Source organism: Micromonospora sp. MP36 (assembly GCF_008119785.1).
Classification (GTDB): domain Bacteria; phylum Actinomycetota; class Actinomycetes; order Mycobacteriales; family Micromonosporaceae; genus Micromonospora.
Window position 1 is genome coordinate 30889 of sequence record NZ_VSFA01000041.1, and the last position, 26008, is coordinate 56896.

The window sequence follows — 26008 nt, forward strand, 5'->3', positions numbered from 1 at the left end:
CTCATCCCTTGATTCCGGACATGGTGACGCCCTCGGTGAAGTACCGCTGGCCCACGAGATAGGCGGCGAAGATCGGCACGAACGCGACGACCGAGCCGGCGAGCATGACGTTGAGCGGCACCTGCTCCTTCTGTAGGGAGGCGATGCCGACGGTGAGGGTGCGCATGTCCCCGCTCTGCCCGATGATCAGCGGCCAGAGCAGGTCGTTCCAGTGCCACAGGAAGACGAACACGCCGAGGGTGGCCAGGATCGGCTTGCATAGCGGCAGCACGATCCGCACGAACATCCGCCACTCCGACGCGCCGTCGATCTTCGCCGCCTCGAACAGTTCGTCGGGCAGGCCCTGGATGAACTGCCGCATCAGGAATACGGCCTGCGCGTTGGCGAGCGTCGGCAGGATCAGCCCCCAGTACGTGTCGACCCCGCCAACCTTCGCGATGAGGATGAAGGTCGGGATGAGGGTGACGTGGTACGGCACCATCACCATGGCCAGGAACGACCAGAACATCGCCTCCCGGCCGGGGAAGCGCTTCTTCGCGAACGCGTACCCGGCCATCGCGGCGAGCAGCAGCACCGCGACGACGCTGACCACCGAGTAGATGGTGGTGTTCAGCAGCCAGCGCAGGATGTCCCGCGAGTCGAGCACCGTCGCGTACGCGTCGAACTTGATCGGCCAGGGCAGCAGGCTGCCGGGGAACTCGACGGCGGCGGTGGGCTTCAGGCTCAGCACCACCATCGCGTAGAACGGGAACAGCGTGACCACGCTGGCCACGGCGAGCAGCACGTACCGCAGCACGGTGCCGGCCGGCCCGGGCTGCAACGCCCGGTACGAGCGCCGCCGGCGGGCCGGGGGTGCCGTGGTGGTGGGTGCGGGGGTGGTGGTCGTGGCGGTCACTTGTCCCTCCCGAGGGCCAGCCGCTGGATCAGCGCGACGACCAGGGTCATCGCGAACAGGGCCACCCCGATCGCGCTGGCGTAGCCGAGATCGAAGTACTTGAAGCCCTGGTCGTACAGGGCCATGACGAGGGTGTAGCTGGCGCGGGCCGGACCGCCGCCGGTCATCGCGTACACCAGGTCGAAGACCTGGAACGAGGCGGTCGTCTCGATTACCAGCAGGAAGAACAGCACCGGCTTGAGCTGGGGCAGCACGATCCAGCGGAACCGCGGCCATGGGCCGGCGCCGTCGGTGAGCGCGGCCTCCTCCTGCTCCCGCGGCAGGTCCTGCAGGCGGGCCAGCACGATCAGCATGCCGTACCCGAAGTGCGACCACACGCCGACCAGGGCGAGCGCCGGCAGCACCAGGGTGCTGGAGGCCAGCCAGGAGTCGGCGGGCAGGCCGACCCAGCTGAGGATCCGCGACCACGGGCCGCCGGAGGAGAACACCCAGGAGAAGATCGTGGCGACCAGCACCAGGCTGGTGACCACCGGCAGGAAGAACACCGACCGGAAGAAGCCGACGCCGCGGAAGGCGCGCCGGACCAGCAGCGCCAGCCCGACCGAGGCGGCCACGGTCAGCGGCACGTACAGCAGGGTGTAGACGACGGTGATCCGCAGCGACTGCCAGAACACCGGGTCGTCGGCCAGCCGCCGGGCGTTCTCCAGCCCGGTCCACTCGGCGTCGCCGCCGATCGTGTAGTCCATGAACCCGAGCAACAGCCCGGCGATCGCCGGGCCGAAGCGGAACGCCAGGAAGAGCAGGAACGCGGGGAGGACGAAGAGCAGACCCCATCGTGCCTCGCGCCGGGCGATCACCCGCCGGACCCCCGGGGCCGGCAGCTGAGCAGGTACGGCCATCTCGCCATCCTCTTCGCAGATTCGACATCGGCCGATGCGGCCGGTGTGGTGGTGCCCGGCCCGCCGCCGCGGTGCGGCGGCGGGCCGGTAGGGGTCAGAGCAGCGCCTGGGCGGCCTTGGCCGCGTCGGCGAGCGCCTGCTCGGGGGTCTTCTTGCCGATCAGCGCGGCCTGGATCTCGGGGGCGAGCACGCCCATCACCTCGCGGCTCTTCTCGTTGAGTGCGCCGACGGTGGTGCTGCTGAGGGTCTTCTCCATTTCGGTGTTCACCGGGTCCTGTGGGTACAGCGACCCGGCGGACGTCTTGGCCGAGAAGTAGCCGCCCGCGGTGTCGTACGCGGAGGCGACCGCCGGGGCGGTGACGAAGGAGACCCACTCGCCGGCGGCCTTCTTGGCCTTGCTGCCCTTGAGGATGGAGAGGCTGCCCACGGTGCCGTAGCCGACGCTCCTGGCGTCGCTCAACGGCGGGAAGATCTTGATGTTCTCCTTGCCCCAGAACTTCTCGACGTCGGCCGGGACGTGCTGCCAGGTGCAGGCGACCTTGTTCTTGGCGACGTTGGTCTGCTCGAACGCGGGGATGCTGGTGATCAGGTCCTTCTCGACGTAACCGCCGTCGACGAGCTGCTTGAGGAAGGTCAGCGCCTTGACGCCCGCGGGGCCGTTGAACGTCACGGACTTGCCGTCGGCGCTGAACACGTCCCCGCCGGCCTGCCACAGCAGCGGGTAGAAGGACTGGTTCAGCGTGGCGTTCGGGTCGGCGTAGTAGTTGGTGACGTCGAAGCCCTTGGCCTTGAACCTCGGTGCGAGGGCCAGCAGGTCCGCCCACGTCTTCGGGTACTCGGTGACCCCGGTGGCGGTGAACACCTTCGCGTTGCACATCAGCGGGTTGCTGCTGGTCAGGATCGGCGCGCCGAGCATCTTGCCGTCGAGGGTGACGGCGGCCCGGACGTTCTCCCGGTAGTCGGCCTTCGCGTCGGCGGGCAGGTAGTCGTCCACCGGTTCGATCATCTTGTTGAACTTGCCGAGCTGGTCCGGGATCAGGTAGACGACGTCGGGGCCCTTGCCGCCGGCGATCGCGGTGGTCAGCGACTCCTCCCGCTTGGCCCACGGGAAGATCTCGACCTTGACGTCGATGTCGGGGTGGTCGGCCTTAAACGCGGCGACCTGCTTGTCCCAGAATCCCCGGTGGGTGGCCTCGTCGGGGATCACCGGGTAGATCCACATGGTGATGCTCTGTTTGCCGCCGCCGCCGGCGTCGGAGCCGCCGCCGCAGGCGGTGAGCAGCCCGGCCACCAGCGCGGCGACCGCGACCGGTGCGAACCTGCGAAGTCGCATCTATCCGTTCCTCTCTGGGTGGGTTCAGTGCGCGGGCACGGTCACGACCGTGCCGGTGTGCCGGGCCGTCTCGGCGGCGAAGACCGCGAGGTGGCTGGCGAGGGTCTCGTCCAGCCCGGACCGGATGTGGTGGCCGTCGCCGGTGGCGACGGCGCGGACGAAGGCGTCCATCAGCCCGGTGTCGCCGCCGCCGTGGTCGTCGGCGGCGGTGGACCCGCCGACCGCGCCGGCGTCGAGGACCTCGATCCGGTCGGTGCGGAAGTCGTGCACCCGGACCCGCTCGCCGTCGCCGGAGAGGAAGCCGTGGGTGCCGAACAGTTGGGTCTGCCGGTGGGTCTGTTCGGTGAAGGCGGCCATGGTGAAGGTGGCGGTGACCCCGCCGGTCAGCTCCATCGCCACGACCTGGTGGTCGACGACGTCGTTGTCGCCGGAGTACACGCACCGCCCGTACGGGCCGGTGCGCAGCGCCTCGACCAGCGCGGCCTCGTCGGTGCCGTCGGTGACCACGCTGACCGGCCAGATCGGCCCGCGCTCGCGCAGCACCGGCAGGTACAGCTTCGGCGCCGAGTACGGGCAGTCCGGCTCGACCGCGCAGTCCAGGCAGCGCGCGGCAGCGCCGGCCGGAGCCTGGTCGGGCCGGAAGTGGCGTAGCCCGCCGAAGCTGGCGACCCGCTCGATGCGCCGGCCGGTGACGTAGCTGAGCCAGTCCAGGTCGTGGCTGGACTTGGCCAGCAGCATCGGGGTGGCCAGGTCCTCCCGCCGCCACGGGCCCCGCACGTAGGAGTGGGCGTAGTGCCACCAGCCGACGGGTTCGAGGTGCTGGGCGGTGACGATCTCGCCCAGCACCCCGCTGTCCACCACCCGCTTCACCACGTCGGTGTACGGGGTGTAGCGCAGCACGTGGCAGACGGCGAACAGCACGCCGGTGGCGCGGACCGCCTCGACGATCTCGCGGCACTGGTCCGCGGTCGGCGCGAGCGGCTTCTCCACCAGCAGGTGCCGGCCGGCCTTGGCGAACGCGACGGCGGGCTCCACGTGCATCCGGTCCTGGGTGGCCACGACGACCGCGTCCGCCGGCGGGTCCGCCGTGAGCAGGTCCCGCCAGTCGACGAACTCCGCCGCGCCCGGGTGGGCGGCGGTGATCAACCCTCGTTGGTGGGGCCGCGGGTCGGCGACCGCGACCAGCCGCGCCCGCCCCGGGTTGGCGGCCATCCACCGGGCGTACGTCTGACCCCGGTTGCCCGCGCCCACCAGCGCCACCCGCACCGGCCGGTCCTGCTGTTCCACCTGCTCCTCGCTTCCTCTCGTTGTTCGCCGTCGGGCGGTCAGACCGTCAGGTTCCCGGCGTCGCGGACCCGGGACGAGGCGGCGGGCAGCTCCCGGGTCACGCCCTCCTCGACGCACCCGGTGTGGTGCAGGTAGGAGCCCTCGCCGAAGCCGGCGTCGGCCAGCCGCAGCTTCCCGCCGGTGAACTGCGCCCCCACGGCCGAGTACCGGTTGGTGCCGGCGTCGACGCTGACGTGCGCGGTGCCCGCGTCGCCGGTGGTGCTGAGGTAGCCGCCCAGCTCCCACCGCACGACGCCGGTGGCCGCGGCGCGGGACAGCAGCGCCTTCGCCGCGTTCGTTCCGCTGATCACCGCCCCACCGCCGACGCTGATCCGCTGGTCGGCGGCGCCGGCGAGGCGGATGCCGGTATCGGTGAAGGTCCCGCCGGACACGCGCACGTCGGCGGACTTCACGGTGGCCGGGGCGGCGTCCGGGGCGCCGACGAACGTCACGTCGGTCAGGTGCAGCCGTCCGGTGCCGCTGAAGGTGTGCCCGTTGACCCCGCGGATCGTGGTGCGGACCAGGTGCACCGGGGTCGTGACGCTGGCCTGCACCACGTCGGTGCCGGCGGCGGCCAGGGTGAACGCGCAGTCCTCGATGACGTTGGGTCGCTGCGACCGGGTGGACTGCTGGGAGATGATCAGCGTGTCGTCGGCGGCGCAGCCACGCAGCTGCACGCCGTCGGCGTTGACCCAGATCATTCCGGAGCCGGCCAGCCCGTCCTTGCGGATGACCTGGACGTCCTCCAGGGTCAGGTCGGTCACCTTCACCCGGGCCACGAACCAGGAGCAGACGTGCTTGCGCACGGTGATCCGCTTCGCCGCCGAGCCCCAGGCCGCCCCGGAGTTGGCGAACGTCATCAGCCCGGAGTTGCCGGTGTAGACCAGGTCGTGCTCGTACTGGCCGTGCGTGACGAACGGGCCCTGGTCGTCGCCGTCGCCGTGGCAGTTCGTGACGTACCCGTACGCCGAGGCGGTCCAGTCGTTGAGGTGCCGGGCGTTGGAGGTGCGGCAGTCCTCGACGTGCCCGTAGAGGCAGTAGATCTGCTGGGTGAGGTAGCCGGCGCCGCCCCAGGTGACCGAGGTCGGGTTCTTCAGGGTGCACCGGGCGGTGTGGAAGTACGTGCACCAGCGCCGCATGATCACCGGCCAGAAGGTGCCGGTGGCGTCGACGTCGGCGACGTCGCAGTGCACCGCGTACTCGTAGGCGATCGGGTGCGAGCCGGTGTACTGGTCGGCGCCGTTGCCGGTGAAGACGAGGTTGCGCACGTGCACCCGGCTGACCGGCTCGACCCGGGTCCAGGTGAGGGTGCGGCCGGCGGCCAGCTCCCAGCCGTTCTTGTAGTTGACCCGGATGTGGGTGCCGTCGATGACCTGGGTGACCTGGACGAGCTTCTGCAGCTCCCGCTCCCAGGTGCCGGCGAGCTGGTTGACCTCGACGGCGTACCACTGGCCGACGGCGAAGGCGGAGGAGTCGGCGACCTGGAAGGAGTCCCAGCCCTCCCGGACGGCCTCGGTCAGCCTGTGGGTGCGTACCTCGTCGGTGACCTTCCCGCGGAAGAACAGCACGGCGGCGAACGGGTCGTCGCGGCCGGCGTCCTCGATGCCGGTCGTGGACATGGTGTGCCCGCCGAAGTCGAGCACCAGGTCGCTGCGGGTGAACCGGTGCCGCTTGACGAAGTGCAGGTCGGAGTGGGCCTCGATGCGGTGCACGGTGGGGTCGTTGACCATGGCGTCGAGGGCGGCGTCGGCGGGGGTCTTCGCGTCGAAGATGCCGAAGTGCCGGAACTCGACGACGCCGTCGTGCAGCTGGCGCCAGCGGCCCGGCGTGTCGCCGTTCGGTGCGAGGACGGTGCCGCCGTTGCCGGCGGCGGTGCTGGCCGCGTCCCAGCGGACCAGCCGGGCGCCGCCGTCACCGGCGGCGAAGTGCCCGTCGACGTGCACGACCTGACCGTCGCGCAGGGTGTCGGGCTTCAGGCCGAGCAGGGCGGCGACGGTGCCGACATGCAGGACCGCGTCGCGGCCCGGGACCAGCGGGGTCGCCGCGCTGTCCGGCTCAGGGGCGGCGGACGCGGCGGTGGCGGTGGAGAGGGCGAGGGCGGTGCCGGCGAGGGCGAGCCCGCCGAGCCCGGAGGCGCGCAGCAGCGTGCGGCGGGAGGTCGGTTCGGAGCGGTCCATGGGGGTGTCTCCTCTTCCAGGGGCCGGGGTGATCAGAGAGTGAGGTTGTCGCCGGTGGCGACGCGGGCGGAGTCGGCGGGCAGCTCGCGGGCGACCCCCTCCTCGACGCAGCCGGTGTGCAGCAGCGTGGAGGCGGCGCCGAAGGCGGCGTCGGCGAGCACCAGCCGGCCGCCGGTGAACCGCGCGCCGACGGCCCGGTAGCGGTTGACGCCGGTGTCCAGGCGTACGTGGGCGGTGCCCGCGTCGGCGGCGGTGCTGGTGCAGTCGCCCAGCTCGATGCGGACCGCCCCGGACCCGGTGGCCCGGGCCAGCAGCGCCCGGCGGGCGTTGGTGCCGGCGAGCACCGCGCCGCCGTCGACGACGAGGCGCTGGTCGCGCACGGCCGACAGCTCGATGCCGGTGTCGGTGAGGGTGCCGCCGTCGATCACCACCTCCGCCGCGCCGACCAGCAGCGGGGCGGCCCCCGGCGACCCGGTGAGCGTGCAGTCGGTGAAGTGCACCGGACCGGAGCCGCGCAGGATCGCCCCGTCCAGGCCCCGGAAGGTGGTGCGCACGAAGTGCACCGGGTTGCTGACCGGGGTCTGCACGACGACGGTGCCGGCGGGCTGATCGAAGTCGCAGTCGGTGATGACGGTGGGCCGGCGGGAGCGCGCCGAGCGCTGGGCGATGCTCAGCGTCTTCGCCGAGCAGCCGCGCAGCTGCGCGCCGTCGGCGTTGATCTGAAGCGTGCCGGCCGGGTCGAAGGTCGAGCGGGCGATGACCCGCACGTCCTCCAGGGTCAGGTCGGTGATCTTGGTGCCGGCGACGAACCAGGAGCAGACGTGGCGGCGGACGGTGATCCGCTTGGCGCTGATGCCCCACTGGCCACCGCTGTTGGCGATGTCCATCAGGCCGGAGTTGCCGGTGAAGACGAGGTCGTGTTCGTACTGGCCGTGGGTGGTGAACGGGTTGCCCCCGGCGTCGTCGCCGTCGCCGTGGCAGTTCTCCACCGTGCAGTACGCCGAGGCGGTCAGGTCGTTGAGGTGCCGGGCGTTGGCGCTGCGGCAGTCCGCGACGTGCCCGTACAGGCAGTAGATCTGCTGGGTGAGGTAGCCCGCCCCGCCGTACATGACGGTGGGCGGGTTCTTCAGGCTGCAGTTGGCGGTGGTGAAGTGGGTGCACCAGCGGCGCATGATCACCGGCCACCAGGTGCCGGTGGCGTCGATGCCGGAGACGTCGCAGCGCACCGCGTACTCGTAGGCGACCGGGTGGGAGCCGCTGTACTCGCGGTCGTCCGGGCCGGAGCCGGGGTATTCGCCGGTGAAGGCGACGTGGCCCAGGAAGACCATGTTGCGTACGTGGGCGCGCTGGACCGGTTCGACCCGCCGCCAGGTGATCGTGCGGCCGGGCTCCAGGGTCCAGCCGTTGAGGTAGCCCACCCGGATGTGGGTGCCGTCGACGAGCTGGGTGACCTGGACCATCTTCTGCAGTTCGCGCTCGTCGGCGCCGGTGAGGGAGTTGCTGGTGGCCGTCCACCACTGCCCGACGGCGAACCGCCCGGAGTCGGGCACCTGGAACACGTCGGTCAGTTCGGGGACGGTCTCGGTGAGGGTGTGGGTGATCACCGTGTCGGTCACCGCGCCGCGGAAGTAGAGCACGGCGCCGAACGGATTGTCGTGGGTGTTGCGCTCGATGCCGTCGGTGTGCACGGTGTGCCCGCCGAAGTCCAGCTCGATGTCGCTGCGGCCGAACGTGTGCCGTTTGACGAAGCGCAGGTCGGTGTGGGCCTCGATCCGATGGATCGCCGGGTCGGCGACCATCGCGTCCAGCGCGGCGTCGGCGGGGGTGTCCCGGCCGAAGATCCCGAACCGCCGGAAGTCGCCGACCCCGTCGGGCACGGCCAGCCATCGGCCGCGCCCGGTCTGGTACGGGTCGTGCACGGTGCCGCCGTTGGCGGGGGCGGTGCTGGTGGGGTCCCAGCGCAGCAGTCCGCCGCCGCCGTCGCCGGCGGTGCGGTAGCCGGCGACCCGCACCAGGGTGCGGACCACCAGCACGGCGGGGGCGAGGGTGGCCAGGTCGGCGACGGTGTCGACGCGTAGGACCTGGTCCTGGGGGGTGAGTGTGGACGTGCCAAGTAGACCCATGGCGAGCCTCAACCTTCGCGGTCCAGCCGGCCGGCGCGACGCCGGACGGCGGGGCTGGGGGTCTGCGGGCGCCACGGTGGGCGCCGCAGGACGGGGGAAGGTCGGGCAAACGCGCGAGGCGCGCAGGCGGCGGAGCTGCTGACCGAAACGCCCGGCGCCGGGGCTGCGGCGCGACGGGAGTCAGCTGTTCGCCCGAGACGGCCGCGACCAGGGGCCGCGGCCCGTCGCGACCTGGGCCGCGACGTTGGCGGGAACGTTAAACAGCAGGTGAACCGGCTGTCAAGAGGTCACGTCCGCCGGGACGTGACCGAGCCGGACGGAGATGGCCTCGGCGGCCTGGCGCACCTGGCGCCCCAGCTCCTGGTACCGCCAGCTGGGCAGACCCAGCTTCAGCCCGGTCACGCTGATCGCGCCGCAGCACTGCCCGGTGTGGTCGCGCAGGGCGCTGCCGATGCAGAACACCCCCTCGGCGTCCTCCTCGTCGTCGAGGGCGTACCCGGCCTTGCGGACGTCGTCGAGGTGGGCCAGGAGTGAGTCCAGGTCGGTGATGGTGTGGTCGGTGCGTCGGGGCAGCCCGACGCGGCCGATCAGTTCGGCGACCTGCGGCGGGGTCATCTCGGCCAGCAGGGCCTTGCCCAGCCCGGTGCAGTGCGGCAGCTCGCGGGTGCCCATCCGCAGCTCGATCTGGATGCGCTCGCCGTTGCTGACCTGGTCGATGACGACCGCGTGGGCCCCCTCGGGGACGGCCAGCCGGGAGCTGAGCCCGGTCTCACGGGTCAGCCCAGCCAGCACCGGGCGGGCGATGTCACGCAGCGACAGTTGCTCCTGGGCGCGGACGCCGAGGCGGGCCAGCGCCATCCCGAGGCGGTAGCGGCGGTTCATCCCCTCGCCGTCGTCGGCGGCCAGGCCGTGGTGGCAGAGGGTGTGCAGGGTGGCGAACGCGGCGCTTTTGGACAGTCCGCAGGCGCGGGCGATGTCGGTGACGCTCAGCCCCTCGCCGGGGGCGGCGGCGGACAGCGCCTCCAGCACCTCGGCCGCGCGGCTGACGCTGCGCACCAGGTAGCGGGAGCTGTCCCCGTCTTCGGTGGTGGTCATGGTCCTTCTTTCGGTCAGGGAAGCCGAAGGTGTTCGCCAAGGCCGAACAGCGTAACAAAGCCGTTCGGAAAATGGTGTGCCGGCGTGTTGACCGTCGCGATCAAGCGTGCTTAGTATGCCGAACATCGTTTGGTAATACCGAACAGCGTTCTGAAACTCGAATGGTTCCTCCTGCGGCGGACAAACCGCGGCGCCGCGACCGGGCTGGGTCGCCGCGCCGCACCGATGAGGAGAAGGTGTGATTTCACGATCGGCCCCGTCCGGTGCCACCATCGCCGAGCGGGCACGCCGGGTCATCCCCGGCGGCGTCAACAGCGGGCAGCGCAGCATCCCGGGCCTCACCGACCTGGTGATCGCCCGCGCCTCCGGCGCGCGCTTCTGGGACGCCGACGGACGCCAGTACACCGACTACCACGCGGCCTTCGGGCCGCCCCTGCTCGGCCACAACGACCCAGACGTCAACGCCGCCGTCACCGAGGCCGGCAAGCGGCTGGACCTGTGCGGCGTGGCCGTCACCGACGGCGAGGTCCAACTCGCCGAGACCCTCGCCGAGCTGGTCCCGAGCATCGAGAAGGTGCTGCTGACCAGCACCGGCAGCGAGGCAACCTTCCACGCCCTGCGGGTCGCCCGCGCCGCCACCGGCCGGCGCCTGGTGGTCAAGTTCCAGGGCTGCTACCACGGCTGGCACGACTCGGTCAGCCTCAACGTCATCTCCGCCCCCGACCGGGTGGGCGTGCCCGACCCGATCTCCACCGGCATCCTGCCCGAGGTCCTCGACGCCACCCTCGTGCTGCGCTTCAACGACGTGGCCGCCGTCCGGGCCGCCTTCGCCGCCCACGGCGACGACATCGCCGCGGTCATCGTCGAGCCGGTGCCGCACAACGTCGGCTGCCTCCTGCCCGACCAGGAGTTCCTTCAGGCCCTGCGCGACGAGTGCACCCGCGCCGGCAGCGTGCTGGTCTTCGACGAGGTGATCACCGGCTTCCGGCACGACCTCGGCGGCTGGCAGAAGATCAGCGGGATCACCCCCGACCTGACCACCCTGGGCAAGGCCATCGCCAACGGCTACCCGATCGGCGCCCTCGGCGGCCGGGCCGACCTGATGGACCTGTTCAGCACCCACCCCGGCGCGCCCGCCTTCTTCGCCGGCACCTACAACGGGCACCCCGCCGTGGTCGCCGCCGCCATCGCCACCCTCGGCAAGCTGCGTACCGAGCCGGTGCACGAGCACGTCTACCGGCTCGGCGACCGGGCCCGCGCCGGCATCACCGAGGTCCTCGCCGACCTCGGCGTCCCCGCCGTGGTCACCGGCCACGGCTCCGTCTTCGTGACCTACTTCATGCCCGGGCCGGTGCCGCGCAGCTACGACGACCTGCTCCGCAACGATGCCGGCATGTTCATCGGCTACCGTCGGCGGATGCCCGAGCACGGCATCTTCGAGCTGCCGCTGAACCTCAAGCGCAACCACGTCTCGTACGCCCACACCGACGCCGACATCGACCACCTCGTTGAGGCCACCCGGGCAGCCGTCCGCGACACCCTCGCCGCCGGCGGCGTCACCGAACTGGCCGGCAGCGCCACGATGGGCGGCGCGACCGCCGGCGGGGGAGGACGGTCCTGATGCTGACCGTCGACAAGACGCGTCCCGTCGGCCCCGCCGGGCGGATCAGCCGGGTGGAGACCCTCACGCTCGGCACCGCCTGGCGCGACTTCTCCTACGTGCGGGTGCACACCGACGCCGGGCTGACCGGCGTCGGCGAGATCACCCACCCGTACCGGGCGCGGGAAACCTGCCAGCTCGCCGAGGCGATGGCCGGGCGGCACCTGATCGGCGCCGACCCGTTCGACGTCGAGGAGATCTGGCTGCGCATGTACCAGGGCGACTTCCTGCGCGGCGGCGACATCGGCGGGATCGTCGTCTCCGGCGTCGACCAGGCCCTCTACGACCTCATGGGCAAGGCCCTCGGCGTGCCCGCGTACCGCCTCACCGGCGGGGCCTGCCGCGATCGCGTCCGGGTGTACGCCAACGGCTGGTACACCGGTGACCGCGAGCCCGCCGCGTTCGCCGAGCGGGCTGTCGCCACCGTCGCCAAGGGGTACACGGCACTGAAGTTCGACCCGTTCGGCGCGGGCCTCGGCGAGCTGTCCCGCGCCGAGCTGCGCCGCTCGATCGACATCGTCGCCGCCGTCCGCGACGCCGTCGGGCCCGAGATCGAGCTGTTCGTCGAGGGGCACGCCCGCTTCGCCATGCACACCGCCGCCCGGCTGGTACGCGAGCTGGAGCCGTTCGACCTCGGCTGGTTCGAGGAGCCGCTGCCGTGGACGCACATCGAGCGGTACGCCGAGCTGCGTGCCCGCGCCACCATGCCGATCTCCGGCGGCGAGCACTTCCACAACCGCTACGAATACGCCCGGCTGTTCGCCACCGACGCCGTCGACATCATCCAGCCCGACCTGTCCATGGCCGGCGGGTTCACCGAGGTGCGCAAGCTCGCCGCCATCGCCGACCAGCACGCCATGGTCGTCGCCCCGCACAACTCCAACTCACCGCTGTGCACCACCGCGTCGGTGCACGCCGTCCTCGGGATGCCCAACTTCAAGATCCTGGAGACGTTCGACGGCCTGCTGGAGGACTACGTCTTCGACGCCGTGCGCGGCGCCCTGCCGGTGGTCGACGGGCACATCGACCTGCCCACCGCCCCCGGACTCGGCGTCGAACTGGTTGACGAGGTGTTCGCCGAGCACCCGCCGAGCCACGGCTTCTGGAACATGTTCGCCGAGGGGTGGGAGAAGCGGGACCGCCGATGATCGTCGACGTGCACTCGCACCTGTTCGACTGCCCGGAGCACGTCGGCGACCCGTTCGCCGCCGAGGCATCCCGGGCGCACGGCGGCGAGGTCGACCTGACGGTGCGGTGGTCGCAGTACGCGGCCACCGCACCGCCGGACACCCGCACCATCGTCGTCGGCGGCAAGGCCCGCCGCTCCGGCCTCTGGGTCGACGATGCCGCCGTGGCGGCGTACGTCGCGGACCACCCCGACCGGCTGGTCGGCTACCTCGCCCTGGACCCCACCCAGCCTGGTTGGCGCGACGAACTGGAGCACGGGCACCGCGATCTCGGCCTGCGCGGCATCAAGCTGATGCCGATGTACGCCGGGTTCGACCCCGCCGACCCCGCCTACGACGACCTTTACGCCTACGCCGAACGGCACGGCCTGCCGCTGCTGGTGCACACCGGCACCACCTTCGTCTCCGCCGCGCCGCTGCGCTACGCCCTGCCGGTGCACCTCGACGAGGTGGCCATCCGCCATCCCGAGCTGCGGATGGTGCTCGCCCACCTCGGCCACCCGTACGAGGGGGAGTGCATCGCGGTCATCCGTAAGCACCAGCACGTCTACGCCGATGTCTCCGCGCTGCACTACCGCCCCTTCCAGCTCTGGCTCAGCCTCCGGCTGGTGCAGGACTACGGGGTGTGGGGCAAGTTGCTGTTCGGCAGCGACTATCCCTTCACCACCGTCGACGCCTCGATCGAGGGGCTGCGCAGGGTGGGCCGGGTCCCCGGCATCCCCGGCCTCGACCCGCTCGACACCGAGCAGATCGAGCAGCTGATCCACCGTCCATCGCTCGACCTGCTGGGGTTGGCATGACCGTCCCGCCCTCCTTCGACCTGTCCGGCCGGCTGGCCGTGGTGACCGGTGCCGCGCGGGGGCTCGGCGCCGCGTTCGCGGTCGGCCTCGCCTCGGCCGGCGCGGACCTGGTGCTGGTGGACCGGCCCGGTGCCGACCTCAGCCCGGTCGTGGCCGCGGTGACGCGGCATGGCCGAACCTGCCACCCGTACTCGTTCGACCTGTCCGACACGGCGGCGATCGCCCCGTGGGTCGACGAGGTACGCCGTGACCGGGGTCCGCTGCACATCCTGGTGAACAACGCCGGCGTGGCTCGGCTGGAGCACTTCAACGAGATCACGGTTGCCGCCTGGCGGGAGGTGATGCGGGTGAACGTGGACGCCGTCTTCTTTCTCGCGCAACGCGTCGCCGAGCACATGATCGCCGACGGGGTGCCCGGCCGCATCGTCAACATCTCCTCCAAGAACGGGCTGATGGCCGAAGCCGGGCTGGCCCACTACAACGCCTCCAAGGGGGCCGTCGAGCTACTCACCCGGTCGCTCGCCGCCGAGTTGGGGCCGCACGGCATCACCGCCAACACGATCGCCCCCGGCATGATCGCCACCCCGATCGACGGCGACTTCTCCCTGGACCGGCAGGCGTTCGAGGCCGCCTGGGAGGAGCGGATCCCGTTGCGCGGTGGCTACGGCACGCCGGACGACTGCGTCGGCGCGCTCCTGTTGCTGGCCTCCGACGCCGGCCGCTACATCAACGGCACCCACCTGGTCGTCGACGGGGGAGTGCTCGCCGACCAGATGCCCCGCCTCCGGTTCATGCCCCCGTACCGCAGCACCCTCTGACGCGCCGGCACGGTCGTGGTCGACGACGCCCCTGGCCAGGGCCGTCGGGCCGGCACTGCCCGCGCCTCCCGTTCTCCGCCGGCCGCCCGGACGGCCGGCGACGCGCGGCGACAGATGCACATGTTGGGGCAGCAACTGGCGGAGCAGGCCCGTCAGGGTCGGGTAGCTGGATCAACAGCGCGATGGTGTGATGCCGCCACGCCCGCGACCCGTGGCGACCCTTCACCACCCTCGGCGTCCCCTCGCGGAAACGGACAAGCCGCGACGTTGCCGCGGTCGTGGGCCTGGCCGGAGCCGTAGCAGTCCTGAGACTCAAGCTCGACATAGCTAGACGTAAATATTCATGTTTAACATGGTGGCGGCAGTCGTTCGCGTCAGGAGTGCACAGCGGACAGCGTGAGTCCCCGGTGGATAAGCGCTCGACCTTGGGAGGCATGTGTGCGATCCGATTCCGAAGGCAGAAGGTGGCGGCGGGGTGCAGGCCGGATTCGGCCGACGCGACTGTTCGCCGTGGCGCTGGCCGCCGTATTGATGGTTCCGTCAGGGGCGACCCCGGCTTCGGCCGCCGGTACCGCCGGACAGGTGCCGGCATCGCTGAACGCGGGGGCTGGTGTGCCTACGGACACGATGGCCGCGGCGGCCTCCGCCGCCGCCACGGTCTGCGCCAAGGTGGCCGCCAAGGCCGGCTTCTCGTACACCGCGAACGTCAGCACCTCCGCGGGCAACGTCCGGCAGATCGTGGTTGCCGTGGCGGTCGCCATGGCCGAGTCAAGCTGCAACCCGTCGGCGACCGGCCAGAACCCCGGCTCGATCGACCGGGGCCTGTGGCAGATCAACAACTATTACCACCCCGAGGTCAGTGACGCCTGCGCCTACCAGGTCCAGTGCAACGCCAACGCGGCGTGGAACATCTCCAATCACGGCAGTAGCTGGACCCCGTGGTCGACCTACAACAACGGGGCGTGGCGGAACTACCTGGACACGGCGCGCAGCGCCATCACCGGGTTTTCGTTCCAGCTGAAGAGCCGAGGCGCCGGTACCTGCCTGGACGCCATCTCGTCCGACGTTCGCAACGGCGGGCGGATCGCCCAGTGGACCTGCAACAGCAGCGACAGCTACCAGCAGTGGCGCGTGGTGGTCGGGGCGAACAACTACAATCCGGTGCTCCAGAACGTCGGCACCGGCACGTGCCTGGACGCCATCTCGTCCGACGTCCGCAACGGCGGGCGGATCGCCCAGTGGGCCTGCAACACCACCGGCGACCCCTACCAGCGGTGGTGGTTCGCGGGCAGCGGGCAGCTCAACACCAACGGCAACGCCAATGCCGGACTGCACAACGTCGGGTCCGGGACTTGCCTGGACGCCGACGCATCGGACGTCGGCCAGAACGGGACCATCTTCCAGTGGGCTTGCTCCGCCAGCGACCTTTTCCAACTCTGGAACTGACCGCGTGATCTGTCCAAGCGTCATGCCCGGCAGACCCGTGGGCCGTGCCGAACTATCGGCCGGGGGCGCGATGAGTTTCGCGGCGGCGGGCGGTCCTATCCAGGTGACGGCCGCCGGGATCTCCTTCACTGTCCGCGCGGCGGTGACCCGCGCGGACATCCCCGTCCTGTGCGCCGACCTCGCCGAGCTGCTGCGTGGCCGTGGCCCCGGCATCGTCACCTGTGACGTGGGCGGCGTGGCCCGGCCCGATGTGGTGACGGTCGAGGCGCTGGCCCGGCTGCGGTTGACCGCGCGGCGGCACGGCTGGCAGCTGGTCGTCAGGGGAGCCGGCCCCGATCTGCTGGGGCTCGTCGGCCTGCTCGGCCTGACCGACGCGTTACCCGAGTCGGGCCGGCAGACCGAACAACGGGAAGAGACGGGCGGTGTCGAGGAAGTTGGTGATCGCCGCGATCCGCCCGGCGGATAGCTGCAGCACGATCAGGGCCCACGGGTCGTGCCCCGAGCCGGTGGAGCTGGGCCGGTACTGCCCGAACGCCGGCATCCCGTTGGCCACGACGGGCACCAGACGCGATCCACGGCAACCGCTGCCCGTGCCGGCCATCCAGGCGTGGATGTCGCCGTGGCCGCGCAGCCACAGCGGCAGCGGCGGCATCGACAGGGTCACGTCCTCGTGCAGCAGCGTCGTGAGCGCCTCGAGGTCGTACGCCTCGAAGGCCTTCACATAGCGCGCGAGCAGCGCCTTCTGCTCGTCGTCCAGCGGCTTGTACACGTCCGCGGCGGTGTCGGCGGCCGCGAGCGTGGCCCGGGCCCGCTGGAGGGCGCTGTTGACGCTCGCCACCGAGGTGTCGAGCAGTTCGGCCACCTCCTGCGCCGACCACGCCAGCACCTCGCGCAGGATCAGCACGGCGCGCTGCCGCGGCGGCAGGTGCTGCAGCGCCGCGACGAACGCCAGCCGGACGGATTCGCGCTCGGCGACCACGGTGGCCGGGTCGCTGTGCTCCGGCAGCACCCGGCTGTCCGGCGCCGGGCCCACCCAGATCTCGTCGGGGCGCGGCTCTCCCGGCTCGGTGGCGCGGCCGGACCCGGCCGGGCCGAGATCCATCGGCAGGACCCGTCGCTGGGCGCTGGCCAGCATGGTCAGGCACACGTTGGTCGCGATGCGGTACAGCCAGGACCGCAGCGTGGAGCGCCCCTCGAACCGGTCGAGGCCGCGCCAGGCCCGCACGAAGGTGTCCTGCACGGCGTCCTCGGCCTCGAAGACGGACCCCAGCATCCGGTAGCAGTAGCCGGTCAGCTCCGACCGGTACGCCTCGAGCTGCGCCTCGATGGAAACACTGGTCACCACATCACTCACCCGGCCCAACCTAGTCGAGCATCCTCCGGTACGGGCGTCGCAGAACTCGCCTCGCCGGCAGCGATGAGTTTCCGCGGCCCGGCTGGTCATTACCGGCGTCAGTTCGAGAAGAACCCAGAGGAGCACGCCATGACCGCCACGCAGTGGAGCGCCGCCGGCTCGGGGCAGTACGCCGACGTCAACGGCATCAACCTGTACTACGAGACGCACGGCACTGGATGCCCGATGATCCTGCTGCACGGAGGTCTCTGCTCGGGCGAGATGTTCGCGCCCATTCTGCCTGCGCTGACCGACCACCACCAGGTCATCGTGGTCGACCTGCAGGGGCACGGCCGCACCGCCGACATCGACCGGCCGCTCGACGTGGCGCTGATGGCCGACGACGTCGCCGCACTCATCGACCACCTCGGGCTGGAGCGGCCCGACGTCGTCGGATACTCCCTCGGCGGCGGGGTCGCACTCCAGGTCGCGATCAGGTATCCGCACCGGGCGGGCCGCCTGGTCGCGGCCTCGGCCAACATCCGCCGCGACGCTATCTACCCCGAGATGCTCCAGCAGCAGGGCCAGGTCAGCGGGGCGGCCGCCGAGTTCATGAAAGACACCCCGATGTACGAGCTCTACCAGCGGGTCGCCCCGCGTCCCGAGGACTTTCCCCGGCTGCTGGACAAGATCGGTGAGGCGATGGCGAAGGACTTCGACTACACCGAGGAGGTCCGCGGCCTGCAGGTGCCGACACTGATCGTCGCCGCCGACGCGGACATGGCGCCCCCGAGCCACTACGTCGAGGTCTTCAAGCTGCTCGACGGCGGGCTGCGCGACGGCGGCTGGGCGGGCGAGAACCGGCCGAAGGGTGGCCACGCGCTGGCCATCCTGCCCGGGCTGACCCACTACGACATCGCCGACTCGCCGCTCTTCGCCGCCGTCACGCTCGCCTTCCTCGACAAGCAGGAGTGAGTCGCTGCTGCGCCGCCCGGCGGCCCGGACTGCCGGGCGGCGAGCCGGCTGTCGCCGGCCAGCGCCTGCTCGCGCCCCGACGGAGTCGGCTCGACACCGTCCCCGGTCCGGCAATACCGTGCCGCAGTGGATCTTTTCTCACGCTCCTGGGCAGCGTTGCGCACGGCGGTCGCCGAACTCCCCGACCGGGACTTCGAACGGCCGTCCGGCTGTACCGGCTGGCTCGTGCGGGACCTGGTGTGTCACCTGATCATCGACGCGCAGGACGTCCTGATCACCCTCGTGACGCCCGCCGACCCGGAACCGACCCGGAACGCGGTGTCCTACTGGAACGTCGCCGAAACGCCGCCGACCGGCGACGACCCGCTCGACGCGCTGATCGTCCGGCTGGCCGCCGCCTACGAGGAGCCGCGGCTGCTGAAGTTCCACTTGGACGACGTCGGGTCCGCCGCGGGGCGCGCCGCCGAACTCGCCGACCCGACGGTCCGGGTCGGCACGCGCGGCGAGGTCCTCACCGTGGGCGACTACCTTTCCGCGTACGTCCTGGAGTGGACGCTGCACCACCTCGACCTGATCGCGCACCTCCCGGGCGCGGCGGACCCGCCCGCCGAGGGACTCGCCCGGTCACGCGACATGCTGGAGACGATCGCCGGTGCCCCGTTCCCCGCGTCGTTCACCGACAAGGACACGCTGCTCGTCGGCACCGGCCGCCGCGCGCCGACCGACCCGGAAAAGGTCGAGCTGGGCGAGCTGGCTGCCAAGCTCCCGCTCATCCTCGGCTGATGCCCCTGTCGGGGATCCGGTGCCACGCTCGTGGACCCCTCAGGCTGACGGGGTGTGATCTTCAGCAATCATCGCCGCCGGCCAGGCGGTCGGCATCACCTCCGAGGCCACCGCCAACCAGAACGCCAGGCCCGGGGTGGCGTACCGCGCCGTCCGCGACGCCCAGCCGATACCGGTCTGGCTGGCCTGGTGGAAGGACGACCCACCCGCCCACCTCACCGAACTCGTCAACCTGGCCTGCGAAACCTACCGGGCGGTCCAACCCTGGCAGGACCGCCGCGCGTAGGCGCCGCTGCCCGTGCCCGAAGGACCCAACTGGTGGGTACGTCTGGATTCATGATCCTGGGCGAACCGCCCTGGTCTGACAGCTCTGGCGCCTGACCGGTCCCGCAGCCACCGGTCCTCTCCTTGCGCCCCGGTCCCTCATCACCGGCGAAGGCCGGCCGGATACGAACGAGCAGGTTGCCGCATGACCACGGATGGCCGCCGGTCGCAGTGGCCCACCGACAAGCTGAGCGCCCTGCGCCTGGGCCGGCGCTTGGTGACCGAAGTAACCGCCACCGGACCCGGCCGGCGAGCGTTCGTCGACATCCGACCCGTCACGACCGCCGCCGACGCCGACGCCCGGCGGCAGGGCTGGACCCGATCCGACCCTGACCGCATATTCACCCTTGAGCACTGGGAATACGACGCCGGCCAGATCACCGGCTTCGACCACGACCTCGGCGCGACCCTCGTGCGAGCCACCACCGTCACCGGCGAGGCCCGGCTCGGCGCGGCTCTCGAGGCATGGAACCTGCGGCCCGAGCAGTTCCTTTATCCCTGGCAGACCGACGATCCGAAGTAGCAGTCAACCTCCCTGCGGAAATTCACCGATCCACAGGGACGATTCCTCCAGGAACCTGCCCGGCGATCGTCGCCGGGTAGACCGACGGCGAAGCGGACGTCCTCGCACGGAGGGCGCCCGCTTCGCTTCCTGCGCTAAGCCAGTGCCTTGACGGCCGAGCCCGCCGCGGCCCGCTCCGGCGTGACGCGGCGGCGCCGGGTCGGCAGCCCGAGCGTCGGGTTGGCGACGCCCCAGGCGGCGCCCTTGCAGACCAACTCCTTGTAGACGGCGGCGAGCCGTCCGGTCAGAACCGCCGGCACGGCGCGGTCGTCGGCGGTGACGTACTGGATCAAGCCCTCCTTGCGGCCCAGGGAGATGCACTGGTTGAAGTAGCGGATCGGCGCGTTCGGGAGCTTCCCGCCGGTCAGGCGCGCCGCGATCGCGTCGGCGGCCTGCCACGCGGCCGGGGTGCCCGACGCGCACGACATCCGGAGCGGCTTGTTGCCCGGTCCCATCGCGTAGGCCGCGTCGCCGACGGCGTACACGTCGGGGTGCGAGACCGAGCGCATGGTCCCGTCGACGACGATCTGGCCGGTGCCGGTGACCTCCAGGGCGGTCGCCTTCGCGATCGGGTGGACCGCGAAGCCGGCGGTCCACACGGTGACCGCGGCCGGGATGGTCTTGCCGTCGGCGGTGGTGACGCGGTCGGCTTCGACGCCGGTGACGGCGGCGTGCTCGTACCCGGTGATGCCGAGCTTGGCGAAGACCTTCCGCAGGTGCTCGCGGCCCTTGGGCGAGAGCCAGTCGCCGAGGCCGCCGCGGGCGGCGAGGGCGACGTCGAGGTCCGGGCGGGCTTCGGCGATCTCGGTCGCGGCCTCCACGCCGGTGAGGCCGCCGCCGACGACGACCACGGTCTGCCCGGCCTCCAGGCGGGCCAGGCGCTCGCGCAGCCGGAGTGCTCCGGGGCGGCTGGCGATCTCGTAGGCGTGCTCGGCGGTTCCGGGGACGCCTTGGGCGTTCCAGCCGCTGCCGAGGGCGTAGACGAGCGTGTCGTAGGTGAGTTTTTTGGCGCCGTTCGCGTCAATGACGGCGACGGTCTTGCGGTCGACGTCGACGCCGGTGACCTTCGCGAGCTTCAGTTCGACGCCGGTGCCCGCGAACATCTCGCTGAAGGGCCGGGGCTTGAGGTCCTGGCCGACCGCCAGTTGGTGCATGCGGACGCGTTCGACGAAGTCGGCTTCGGCGTTGACGAGGGTGATGGCGACGTCCTCGCGGCGGAGCCGCTTGGCGAGGCGGCCGGCGGCGATGGCACCGGTGTATCCGGCTCCGAGGACGATGATGCGGTGCTGCATTTCGGTGCTCCTGTCGTGCGCGCGGGCTTGCCACTTGAACCGGGCGGCCCGCCGTTTGCTGACAGGAACGTGATGTGATGCAGCTCACACGAGGGTCAGAAGGCGTTGAACAGCGGTTCCCCGTGGTCGGAGGCCGCGAACCGCTCGGTCGCGCGTTCGAGCTTGTCGGGGTTGACCTGGTTGCGGAACGCGGCGATGCCCTCGGCGGTGACCTCCAGGCACATGACGCCGACGACCCGGCCGCCTACGACGGCCACGACGGCGGGGTCGCCGTTGGCGGTCCAGGCGTAGACCTCGGGCGTGCCGCCGACGATGGCGCGCTTGGCCTCGGCGGGTTTGAACAGGCCGCGCAGGAACTTCGCGACCGCGATGACGCCCTCGAACGCCTTGGCGCGGGCCGGGACCTTCCCGCCGCCGTCGCCGATCGAGATGGCGTCCGCGGTGAGCAGGCGCACGAGCGGCTCGGTCTGGCCGCTCCTGGCGGCCGTCAGGAACTCCTCGACGATCCGCCGGGCGGCGGCCTCGTCGATCTCGGTGCGGGCCTTGCCGTCCGCGACGTGTTTCCTGGCGCGGTGGAAGATCTGCTGGCTGGCGGCTTCGGTGATGTCGAGGATCTCGGCGATCTCCCGGTGCGGGTAGTCGAAGGCTTCCCGCAGCACGTACACCGCCCGCTCGTTGGGGGAGAGGCGCTCCATGAGGGTGAGGACCGCGTACGACACCGACTCGCGCTGCTCGGCGGTGTCGGCCGGGCCGAGCATCGGGTCCCCGGCGAGCAGCGGCTCGGGAAGCCATTGACCCACATAGGTCTCGCGGCGCGCCCGCGCGGAGGTGAGCTGGTTGAGGCACAGATTGGTGAGCACCTTGGTCAGCCAGGCCTCGAGTACCTCGATGCGGTCGACGTCGGCGGCCTGCCAGCGCAGGAAGGTCTCCTGCACGGCGTCCTCGGCCTCCCCAGCGGAGCCGAGGAGGCGGTAGGCGATGGCCTCCAGGCGCGGCCTGAAGGCCTCGAACCGGTCGACGTCGTTCGCGGTCAAGGGCACGGCCCGATCCTAGGCGCGCGGCGATGCTGCCAGTTTTCCGGTCGCGCCGTCGATCAACCGCAGCGTTCTATGAGCGCGCCGCCTCGTAGTCGGGGAGTGCGGCCGGGGTGGTCCGGGGTGCCGGGCGCATGGTCAGGGTCAGCACGGCCAGCCCGGCGAAGATGATCGCGGCGACGACGCCGGTGACGTGCAGGCTGGTGGTGAACGCCTCCCGCGCGGTGTGCAGCAGTTCCGCGCCCTGGCTGGCGGGAAGGTGCTGGCTGGCGGCGACCGCGTCGGCCAGCGAGTCGGACGTGCCGTCCATCCGGCTGCGATAGACCACCGCGGCCACCACGCCGAGTAGCGCGAAGCCGAGCGAACCGCCGACGTAGTTGCCGGTCTCCGACATCGACGCCGCCGAACCGGCGCGCTCCGGCGGTACGGACCCGACGACCAAACCGGTGCCCAGCGCGAACAGCGGGCCGGTGCCCAGCGCCAGTACGGCGATGCCGATCATCACCATCGGCAGGGCGCTCGCACCGTGGACTCCGACCAGCAGCAGGCTGCCCAGTGCCGACCCCACCAGCCCGCCGGCGATCGCGGTCGGCTGCCTCATCCGCCGGGTCAGTGCCGGCGCGGCCATGGTGCCGACCGCCACGCCCAGGCCCATTGGTGCGAACAGCACCGCCGATGCGACCGGCGAGAAGCCCAGCACGCTCTGCAGGAATTGAGTCACCATCAGTCCGGTGCCCGCCATGGCGATCCCGGCGAAGACCAGCGCGACGATCACGGCCGTGAACGGACGGTTGTGGAACAGCCGTAGGTCCAGCAGCGGCGCCTCCAGCCGCAGTTGCCGGCGTACGAACAGCAGTCCGATGGCTGCGCCGACGACGAGGGCCACCGCCGGCACGACCGGTGCGCTCTCGACGGTCAGCTGCTTGATGCCGTAGACCATCAGCAGCACCGCCACGAGCGACAGCCCGACACTGCCCAGGTCCAACCGGCCGGCCTGGTCGCTGCGGAACTCCGGCAGCAGGGCCGGCCCGGCGAGCAGCAGCAACGCCATGGCCGGGACGGCGGCCAGGAACACCGATCCCCACCAGAAGTGCTGGAGCAGGAATCCGGCGAGTACGGGTCCGAGCGCGCCGCCGGTGAACTGGCAGGTCGCCCAGATGGCGATGGCCTGCCCACGCTGTCGTTCGTCGCGGAACATGTTGGTGATCAAGGCAAGTGTGGACGGCGTGAGGGTCGCGCCGGCGACGCCCAGCAGCGCCCGCACGACGATCAGCATCAGCGGGCTGGCCGCGAAGGCGGCCACGACCGACAGCACCATGAACGCCGCTGCGCCGATCATCAGCAGCCGCCGGCGGCCGATCCGATCGCCGAGCGTACCCATCGTGATGACCAGGCCGGCCACCATGAATCCGTAGCTGTCACTGATCCACAGCTGCTGGACGTTGGTGGCACCCAGGTCGGCGCTCAGCCGTGGGAGCGCGAGGAGCAACGCCGTCATGTCCATCGCGACGAGCAATGTCGGCATCATGAGGACGATCAGTCCCAGCCGTGCCCGGTTGACTCGCATATCCGAAACTTCCTTTTCTCTCGACCTTTCGCTGGTTGGTCGGAGCGGTGGAGAGCTTCTTGACATCGGTACGGGAGGAAAATCCGGTCCGGGCGAGGCGGCGGTGAAATTTCGTGCGAAGGTCCTGGCGGGGATGTCAAGACGACGGCGGTAGCTCCGACCAACTGGTCGAAGGGCCCAGCCGGGGCTCGCGAGCCACGAGGAGAAACGAGATGCAGTTCTTGATCAGCATGTACATCAACCCGGCTGTGTTGGACGCGCTGACCGACGAGGAGAGGGCGGCGATCGGTGCGGGGCACGGCAAGTTCATCGAGGCGCTGAAGGCCTCCGGCGAGTTGATCACCACGCAGGCGCTGGTCGACCCGTCACAGGCCGCCGTGGTGTCCGTACGCAACGGCCAGCCGGTGGTGACCGACGGACCTTTCCTGGAGTCCAAGGAGTATCTGGGCGGTTTCTACCTGATCGACTGCGAGAACAAGGAGCGGGCCATCGAATTGGCATCGCAGATCCCCGACACCGCGATCGAGGGTCTGGGGGTCGAAGTGCGGCAGGTGATGTTCGCCGACGGACAATTGGAGGCATGACAGCACCAGCCGTCGAGGACCTGCTGCGCGAACTCACGCCGCAGGTCCTCGGCGTGTTGGTACGCCGGCACGGCCAGTTCGAAGGGTGTGAGGACGCCGTACAGGAGGCCGTCCTCGCCGCGACCGTGCAGTGGCCGGCCGAGGGGGTGCCGGACAACCCGCGCGGCTGGCTGGTGACCGTCGCGTCCCGGCGGCTCATCGACGAGATGCGCAGCGACCACGCGCGCCGCGCGCGGGAGGCGGCGACGGCCACCGAGGTGCTGCCCGAGGAGGTACCGGACACCGACGACTCGCTCGTCCTGCTGTTCCTGTGCTGCCATCCGGCGCTGACCGCGGCCTCCCAGACCGCCCTGACGCTGCGGGCGGTCGGCGGCCTGACCACGGCCGAGATCGCCCGCGCGTTCCTGGTGCCGGAGGCCACGATGGCGGCCAGGATCAGCCGGGCCAAGCAGCGCATCAAGGCCGCCGGCAGCTCCTTCAGCCTGCCGGACGGCGCGGAGCGCGAGGAGCGGCTACGAGTCGTCCTGCACGTGCTCTACCTGATCTTCAACGAGGGCTACACCGCCTCCTCGGGCAGCCAGTTGCACCGTGCCGACCTCGCGCACGAGGCGATCCGGCTGGCCAGGATGGTGCACGCGCAGTTGCCCGAGGATGACGAGGTGACCGGGCTGCTCGCGCTGATGCTGCTGACCCACGCCCGCCGGGAGGCACGTACGACGGCGGCCGGTGACCTGGTGCCGCTGGACGAGCAGGACCGGACGAAGTGGGACCGCGGGCTGATCGACGAGGGCATCGAGCTGGCCAAGACATCGCTGGTCGGCCCGGCACTGGGGCCGTATCAGCTGCAGGCCGCCATCGCCGCCACGCACGCCGGCGCGGCCACCGCGGAGGAGACCAACTGGCCGCAGGTGTACGCCCTCTACCTGATCCTGGAACGGATCGCGCCCAACCCGATGGTCACCCTCAACCGGGCGATCGCGCTCGCCGAGACCGAGGGCCCGGCGGCCGGGCTGGCCCTGCTGTCCACGTTGGACAGCGACGAGCGGATGGCCGGGCATCACCGGCTGCTGTCCGTACGGGCGCACCTGCTGGAGAAGGCCGGCGACCCGGCCGGGGCGTACGAGCACTACCGGCGCGCCGCGAAGTCCACCGCCAGCATCGCCGAGCGACGCTACCTGGAGTCCCGGGCCAGCCGGGTGAAAACGTAGGCAAGATCCTCCGTCGAGCACCCTGACCCCGGGTTCGTTCACATGTGCGAATTGACGCCGTGTCGTGCTGGTGCCGACCCGCCCGGTTGCCTACCGTGTCGTGTCTTGGCCGAGGCGGCCGAGCTCGCGCACAGGGGAGGAGACCGCACGATGACGGACCCGGAACAGCGAGTGCCCGCGTCCCAGCGGCGGCCGGGGTCGACGGTGGAATTTGTCCTGGACGGCACCGAGGGCCGGCTCATCACCGCCGTCGCGCCCGACGGGCGGCTGACCCACGTCGACCTGCGCGTCGACAAGCACGGCTCGACCCTGGCCGGACTGACCGAGGCGCTGTCGATCGCAGTCACTACCGGCCTGCGCGCCGGCGCGCCGGTGTCCGCATTCGTGACAGAGTTGTGGCAGACCCGCTACACACCCGCCGGCCGCACGGATGACCCTGAGGTACCCGAGGCGACCTCGCTCGGCGACTACCTCGCACGGCGTCTGCACCACCTCGCCGTCGAGCGACCGCACGATGGCGCCCCACGTCGCCCGGCAGTCGGCGCCGCCGCTGACCGGGCCAGGACCGGGACGCGGTAAGGGAGAAG

General features: G+C 71.2%; 24 protein-coding genes. 13 read left to right on the forward strand and 11 right to left on the reverse strand.

What is annotated here, in order from left to right:
- Position 1: 1 nt before the first annotated feature.
- The 7 genes from FXF52_RS23895 to FXF52_RS23925 form a co-directional block, all read right to left on the reverse strand.
- On the reverse strand, positions 2–895 hold the full coding sequence (locus FXF52_RS23895) for a carbohydrate ABC transporter permease (RefSeq protein ID WP_148800293.1): 894 nt from the start codon (positions 893–895) through the stop codon (positions 2–4).
- On the reverse strand, positions 892–1794 hold the full coding sequence (locus tag FXF52_RS23900; RefSeq protein WP_148800295.1) for a carbohydrate ABC transporter permease: 903 nt from the start codon (positions 1792–1794) through the stop codon (positions 892–894). Before FXF52_RS23900 ends, FXF52_RS23895 begins: the two co-directional genes overlap by 4 nt.
- Positions 1795–1888: 94 nt before the next feature.
- Entirely contained in the window at positions 1889–3127 is a 1239-nt protein-coding gene (locus tag FXF52_RS23905) for an ABC transporter substrate-binding protein (RefSeq protein WP_148800297.1), read from the reverse strand.
- A gap of 24 nt (positions 3128–3151) precedes the next feature.
- The gene (locus FXF52_RS23910; RefSeq protein WP_255472275.1) at positions 3152–4414 is read right to left on the reverse strand and encodes a Gfo/Idh/MocA family protein; all 1263 of its coding nucleotides are present in this window, start codon (positions 4412–4414) and stop codon (positions 3152–3154) included.
- 38 nt (positions 4415–4452) lie between these two features.
- On the reverse strand, positions 4453–6630 hold the full coding sequence (locus tag FXF52_RS23915; protein ID WP_222870630.1) for a hypothetical protein: 2178 nt from the start codon (positions 6628–6630) through the stop codon (positions 4453–4455).
- 32 nt (positions 6631–6662) lie between these two features.
- On the reverse strand, positions 6663–8753 hold the full coding sequence (locus tag FXF52_RS23920) for a hypothetical protein (RefSeq protein ID WP_222870631.1): 2091 nt from the start codon (positions 8751–8753) through the stop codon (positions 6663–6665).
- Positions 8754–9032: 279 nt separating this feature from the next.
- Entirely contained in the window at positions 9033–9848 is an 816-nt protein-coding gene (locus tag FXF52_RS23925; protein ID WP_148800299.1) for an IclR family transcriptional regulator, read from the reverse strand.
- 238 nt (positions 9849–10086) lie between these two features.
- Here FXF52_RS23925 and FXF52_RS23930 point away from each other — a divergent pair, with 238 nt between their 5' ends.
- The 6 genes from FXF52_RS23930 to FXF52_RS23955 all read left to right on the forward strand — a co-directional run bounded on the left by FXF52_RS23930 (position 10087) and on the right by FXF52_RS23955 (position 16225).
- Positions 10087–11469, forward strand: a complete 1383-nt coding sequence (locus FXF52_RS23930; protein WP_222870632.1) for an aspartate aminotransferase family protein — start codon at positions 10087–10089, stop codon at positions 11467–11469.
- Positions 11469–12656, forward strand: coding sequence for a mandelate racemase/muconate lactonizing enzyme family protein (locus tag FXF52_RS23935; protein WP_148800301.1), 1188 nt, complete (start codon positions 11469–11471; stop codon positions 12654–12656). The genes FXF52_RS23930 and FXF52_RS23935 overlap by 1 nt, the downstream gene beginning before the upstream one ends.
- Positions 12653–13495 carry an amidohydrolase family protein gene (locus tag FXF52_RS23940; protein WP_148800303.1) on the forward strand — a complete coding sequence of 281 codons (843 nt, stop codon included), beginning with the start codon at positions 12653–12655 and terminating at the stop codon, positions 13493–13495. Before FXF52_RS23935 ends, FXF52_RS23940 begins: the two co-directional genes overlap by 4 nt.
- Positions 13492–14313 carry an SDR family NAD(P)-dependent oxidoreductase gene (locus FXF52_RS23945; protein ID WP_148800305.1) on the forward strand — a complete coding sequence of 274 codons (822 nt, stop codon included), beginning with the start codon at positions 13492–13494 and terminating at the stop codon, positions 14311–14313. The genes FXF52_RS23940 and FXF52_RS23945 overlap by 4 nt, the downstream gene beginning before the upstream one ends.
- Before the next feature lie 612 nt (positions 14314–14925).
- A complete protein-coding gene (locus tag FXF52_RS23950) occupies positions 14926–15759 on the forward strand; it encodes an RICIN domain-containing protein (RefSeq protein WP_148800307.1) in 834 nt (277 codons plus the stop codon).
- A gap of 142 nt (positions 15760–15901) precedes the next feature.
- Positions 15902–16225 carry an STAS domain-containing protein gene (locus FXF52_RS23955; protein ID WP_222870633.1) on the forward strand — a complete coding sequence of 108 codons (324 nt, stop codon included), beginning with the start codon at positions 15902–15904 and terminating at the stop codon, positions 16223–16225.
- Here the strand turns inward: FXF52_RS23955 and FXF52_RS23960 are convergent.
- Positions 16136–17113: a sigma-70 family RNA polymerase sigma factor gene (locus tag FXF52_RS23960; RefSeq protein ID WP_255472276.1), complete on the reverse strand. Its 978-nt coding sequence runs from the start codon at positions 17111–17113 to the stop codon at positions 16136–16138. The two genes, FXF52_RS23955 and FXF52_RS23960, sit on opposite strands and share 90 nt — an antisense overlap.
- A gap of 129 nt (positions 17114–17242) precedes the next feature.
- Between FXF52_RS23960 and FXF52_RS23965 the strand changes: the two genes are divergently transcribed.
- The 4 genes from FXF52_RS23965 (at position 17243) to FXF52_RS23980 (ending at position 19697) form a co-directional block, all read left to right on the forward strand.
- Positions 17243–18067, forward strand: coding sequence for an alpha/beta fold hydrolase (locus FXF52_RS23965; protein WP_148800311.1), 825 nt, complete (start codon positions 17243–17245; stop codon positions 18065–18067).
- Positions 18068–18193: 126 nt separating this feature from the next.
- A complete protein-coding gene (locus FXF52_RS23970) occupies positions 18194–18850 on the forward strand; it encodes a maleylpyruvate isomerase N-terminal domain-containing protein (protein WP_148800313.1) in 657 nt (218 codons plus the stop codon).
- A 136-nt stretch (positions 18851–18986) separates the two neighbouring features.
- Positions 18987–19136, forward strand: coding sequence for a hypothetical protein (locus FXF52_RS23975; protein ID WP_187413658.1), 150 nt, complete (start codon positions 18987–18989; stop codon positions 19134–19136).
- 183 nt (positions 19137–19319) lie between these two features.
- Positions 19320–19697 (forward strand): hypothetical protein, encoded by a 378-nt coding sequence (locus FXF52_RS23980; RefSeq protein WP_148800315.1) that lies wholly within the window; start codon positions 19320–19322, stop codon positions 19695–19697.
- Positions 19698–19831: 134 nt separating this feature from the next.
- On the opposite strand, the gene FXF52_RS23985 is transcribed toward FXF52_RS23980, so the two are convergent.
- From FXF52_RS23985 to FXF52_RS23995, 3 genes are all read right to left on the reverse strand, one after another.
- Positions 19832–21028, reverse strand: coding sequence for an NAD(P)/FAD-dependent oxidoreductase (locus tag FXF52_RS23985; protein WP_148800317.1), 1197 nt, complete (start codon positions 21026–21028; stop codon positions 19832–19834).
- A 95-nt stretch (positions 21029–21123) separates the two neighbouring features.
- Positions 21124–22068 (reverse strand): RNA polymerase sigma-70 factor, encoded by a 945-nt coding sequence (locus FXF52_RS23990; RefSeq protein WP_148800319.1) that lies wholly within the window; start codon positions 22066–22068, stop codon positions 21124–21126.
- Between the two features lie 67 nt (positions 22069–22135).
- Entirely contained in the window at positions 22136–23587 is a 1452-nt protein-coding gene (locus FXF52_RS23995) for an MFS transporter (protein ID WP_255472277.1), read from the reverse strand.
- A 254-nt stretch (positions 23588–23841) separates the two neighbouring features.
- Here FXF52_RS23995 and FXF52_RS24000 point away from each other — a divergent pair, with 254 nt between their 5' ends.
- The 3 genes from FXF52_RS24000 (at position 23842) to FXF52_RS24010 (ending at position 26000) form a co-directional block, all read left to right on the forward strand.
- Positions 23842–24213 carry a YciI family protein gene (locus FXF52_RS24000; protein ID WP_148800323.1) on the forward strand — a complete coding sequence of 124 codons (372 nt, stop codon included), beginning with the start codon at positions 23842–23844 and terminating at the stop codon, positions 24211–24213.
- Entirely contained in the window at positions 24210–25421 is a 1212-nt protein-coding gene (locus FXF52_RS24005) for an RNA polymerase sigma factor (protein WP_148800325.1), read from the forward strand. The genes FXF52_RS24000 and FXF52_RS24005 overlap by 4 nt, the downstream gene beginning before the upstream one ends.
- 105 nt (positions 25422–25526) lie before the next feature.
- The gene (locus FXF52_RS24010) at positions 25527–26000 is read left to right on the forward strand and encodes a hypothetical protein (protein ID WP_148800327.1); all 474 of its coding nucleotides are present in this window, start codon (positions 25527–25529) and stop codon (positions 25998–26000) included.
- Positions 26001–26008 lie beyond the last annotated feature (8 nt).